Here is a 4180-nt window from a genome sequence, read left to right on the forward strand (position 1 = left end):
CGGTGACCACCGGACGGACCTCGTCCAGCAGGTCGGCGATCCTGGCGCCCGGCCCGTCCGGGTCCAGCGGCAGATACGCCGCGCCCGCCTTCTGCACGGCCAGGATCGCCAGGACGGTGCGGGCGTCGCGCGGCAGCGCGAGGGCCACGAACCGCTCCGGGCCCGCCCCCAGCTCCACCAGCAGCCGGGCGAGCCGGTTGGCTCCGGCGTTCAGTTCGGCGAAGGTGAGGGCCAGACCGTCGGACGCCACGGCGGGCGCGTGCGGCGAGCGCCGCACCTGACGCTCGAACAGCGCGGGTACGGTGGTGGGCTCCGCCGGAGCGGGCCGCCCGTTCCACCGGTCGAGGATCCGGTGCCGCTCGTCGTCGCCCAGGATCCCGATCCGTCCGACGCGTACGTCCGGATCGGCGGCCACCGCCCGCAGGATCCGCAGCAGCCGGTCGGCGAACGACCGCGCGGTGGCGGCGTCGAACAGATCGGTGCTGTACTCCAGCACCCCGTCCACGCCCCCGCCCTCGCCTCGCTCCACGAAGTCGAAGGACAGATCGAACTTGGCCGTGGTCTGCCCGACGTCCTCCCGCACCGCCGAGGTCCCCGGAAGCCCCACGTCCGCACCGTCCGCCGCGAGATAGACCACCATCACCTGGAACAGCGGGTGCCGGGCGAGCGACCGGGCCGGATTGAGCACCTCGACCAGCCGCTCGAACGGGACGTCCTGATGGTCGAAGGCGGCGAGATCGCTCTCCCGCACCCGGCCGAGGAGTTCCCGGAAGGCCGGATCGCCCGACACATCGGTGCGCAGCACCAGCGTATTGAGGAAGAAGCCGACCAGATCCTCCAGCGCCTCGTCCCCCCGGCCGGAGATCGGGCTGCCGATCGGGATGTCGTCGCCCGCGCCCAGCCGGGCCAGCAGGGTGGCCACCGCCGCCTGGACGACCATGAACATGCTGACGTCGCAGGACCGGGCGAGGGCCTTCAGCTCCCGGGCCAGCTCCGCGTCCAGCGGCACGGCCGCGATGCCGCCCCGGTAGGTGGCCTCCAGCGGCCGGGGCCGGTCCAGCGGCAGCGCGAGTTCCTCGGGCAGTGCGGCCAGCGTCTCCCGCCAGTACGCGAGCTGTCGCGCGGCCGGGCTCGCCGGGTCCGACTCGTCGCCGAGCACCTCGCGCTGCCACAGCGTGTAGTCGGCGTACTGCACCGGCAGCGGGTCCCAGCCGGGCTCCCGGCCCGCCGACCGGGCCGCGTAGGCGAGCGCGAGATCGCGGTGGAGCGGCAGATCCGACCACTCGTCACCGGCGATATGGTGCAGCAGCACCAGCAGGACGTGCTCCCGCGGCGCGGTCCGGAACACCTCGACGCGCAGCGGCGGTTCCCGGTCCAGCGCGAAACCGTACGCCGCGGCCGACGCCAGCCGCCCGGCGACCTCGTCCTTGCCGACGGCCGTCACCGTCACCCCGATGCGTGCCTCGTCCGGATCGAGGACCCGCTGATACGCCTGGCCGCCCTCCTCCGGGAAGACCGTCCGCAGCGTCTCGTGCCGCAGCACCAGATCCTGTACGGCGGCCCGCAGCGCGTCGATGTCGAGCGCGCCGGACAGCCGCCACGCGGCGGGGATGTTGTATGTGGCGGAGGGGCCCTCCACCTGGTACAGCACCCACAGCCGGCGCTGCGCGGAGGACAGCGGCAGCCGCTCCGGACGGGGCCTGGCCGTCAGCGCGGGCCTGGCCTCGCGCGCCGCCGCCCCCGCCAGCCGCTCGGCCAGCCGCGCCGGGGTCGGCGCGTCGAACACCTCCCGCAGTGTCACCTCGGCCGCCAGCGCCGAGCGCACCCGGCCGACCAGCCGCATCGCCAGCAGCGAATGCCCCCCGAGGGCGAAGAAGTCGTCGTCGACACCGACCCGGGGCACCCCGAGGACCGTCGCGAACTGCGCGCACAGCACCTCCTCGCGCGGTGTGCGCGGCCCGCGCGCCGACACCAGTGCCGACAGGTCCGGTGCGGGCAGGGCGGCATGGTCGAGCTTGCCGCTGACCGTGCGCGGCAGCGCGGGAACGGTCACGAACGCGGCCGGGACCATATGGCCGGGCAGCGCGGCGATGGCGTGGGCCCGCAGGGCGCCCGGGTCAGGGGAACCGCCCGGCGCGGGCACGGTGTAGGCGACCAGACGCCGGATCCCGGGGGAGTCCTCCCGTACGGTCACCGCCGCCGACGCCACCTCGGCGTGCGCGGTGAGACAGGACTCGATCTCGCCCGGCTCGATCCGGAAGCCGCGCAGCTTCAGCTGGCCGTCCGCCCGGCCCAGGAACACCAGGGTGCCGTCCGGGCGGCGGCGGGCGAGGTCGCCCGTGCGGTACATCCGGCTGCCGGGGCCGCCGAACGGGTCGGCGGTGAAGCGTTCGGCAGTGAGCCCCGGCCGGTTCAGATAGCCGCGCGCCAGCCCCTCCCCGGCGAGATACAGCTCCCCGGCCACCCCCACCGGGACCGGCCGCAGCCAGGCGTCGAGGACATGTGCGCGGACATTGGCCAGCGGCGCCGCCCAGGGGCCGGCCGGTGAACCGCCGCCGCCGTGCCAGCCGTAGGCGTCGACGGCGCACTCGGTCGGACCGTACAGATCGTGCGTCCGCACATCGGGCAGCGCGCACAGCCGCTCCCACAGGGGGGCCGGGGTCGCCTCACCGCCGACCGCGAGCACGCGGGGGAGGTAGCCGCCGTCGGCGAGGAAGCCGTGGTGCGTCAGCTCCCGCAGATAGGTCGGGGTGACATCGAGGAAGTCGATCCGCTCGTCGCCCAGATACGCGAGCAGCGCCGCCGGGTCGGTCATCGTGGCCTCGTCCGTCATATGCAGCTCATGGCCCGCGAGCAGCCACAGCAGCGGCTCCCACGACCCGTCGAAGCTGAACGACGCGGCATGGACGGCCCGCAGGGCGCCGCCGTCCGCGCGCTCGGCCGGACCGATGAGATCCACCCGGTGGGAGGCGAACAGATTGCTGAGCCCCCTATGGGTGCCCACCACGCCCTTGGGGCGGCCCGTGGTGCCGGAGGTGTAGATGATGTACGCGGCGGACGCCGGGTCCACCACCGCCGGGGTCACCGGCCCGGGCCCGGCCAACGGGTCGAGGCCGTCCAGCAGCACCCGCTCGGGCCCGTTCGCCGGCAGCTTCCCCTCGGTGGCCGCCACCGTCAGCACACACAGCGGCGCGCTGTCCGCCAGCATGAACTCCAGCCGGTCCGCCGGATACTCCGGATCGAGCGGCAGATACGCCGCCCCCGCCGCCAGGACGCCCAGGATCGCGGGAACGGTCTGCGCGCGGGGCAGCGCCAGGGCCACCACCGACCCGGGTCCGGCCCCCCGCTCCCGCAGCAGAGCGGCGATCGCGCCGACCCGCCGGGACAGCTCGTGGAACGTCAGCCGGGTGTCCCCGGTGACCAGCGCGATCCGGTCCCCGTACACCCGTACCGCATCGGCGAACAGTTCGGGCACCGACCGGGACTCGACGGGCCCGGCGGTCTCGTTCCAGCCGGGCGACGGCTCGTCGCCGGTCAGCACCCGCAGGTCGCCGACGCGCCGGTCGGGGTCCGCCGCGATCTGCTCCAGCAGCGACAGCAGCCGGACGGTGAGCCGCCGGGCCGTCTCCGGGTCGGCGAGATCCGCCGCGTACTCCAGCAGCAGCGCGAGATCGTGGCCCGCGCCGTGATCGACGAAGGTGAAGTCGAGATCGAACTTGGCCATCCCGGTGTCCATGTCGAACCACTCGGTCGGCATCCCCAGCAGATCCGGATCGCCGTCCGGGCGGTGGTGATAGCCGACCATGACCTGGAACAGCGGATTGCGGTCCGCGACCCGTACCGGATTGACCGCCTCCACGACCCGGTCGAACGGCACGTCCTGATGCTCGAAGGCCGCCAGTGCCGCCTCCCGGACCCGGGACAGCAACTCGCCGAAGGCCGGGTCGCCCGACAGATCCGCCCGCAGCACCAGCGTATTGACGAAGAATCCGACGACGTCGTCCACCGCCGCGTCCGTGCGGCCCGCGATCGGAGCGCCGAGCGGAATGTCGTCACCCGCGCCCAGCCGGTGCAGCAGAGCGGCTGTCGCCGCGTGGAACAGCATGAACAGACTGACGCCGCGCTCGGCGCACAGCGCCCGCAGCGCCGCCCCGGTCGCCTCCGGCAGCACGGCCTTGAC

Annotated in this window: 1 protein-coding gene; it reads right to left on the reverse strand. The window is 74.2% G+C overall.

Going from position 1 to position 4180, the window contains the following annotated elements; genetic code table 11:
- The coding region (locus tag ACWF94_RS35080; protein WP_453498120.1) for an amino acid adenylation domain-containing protein at positions 1-4180 on the reverse strand (4180 nt) is incomplete at both ends.

The organism is Streptomyces sp. NPDC055078 (genome assembly GCF_053607985.1).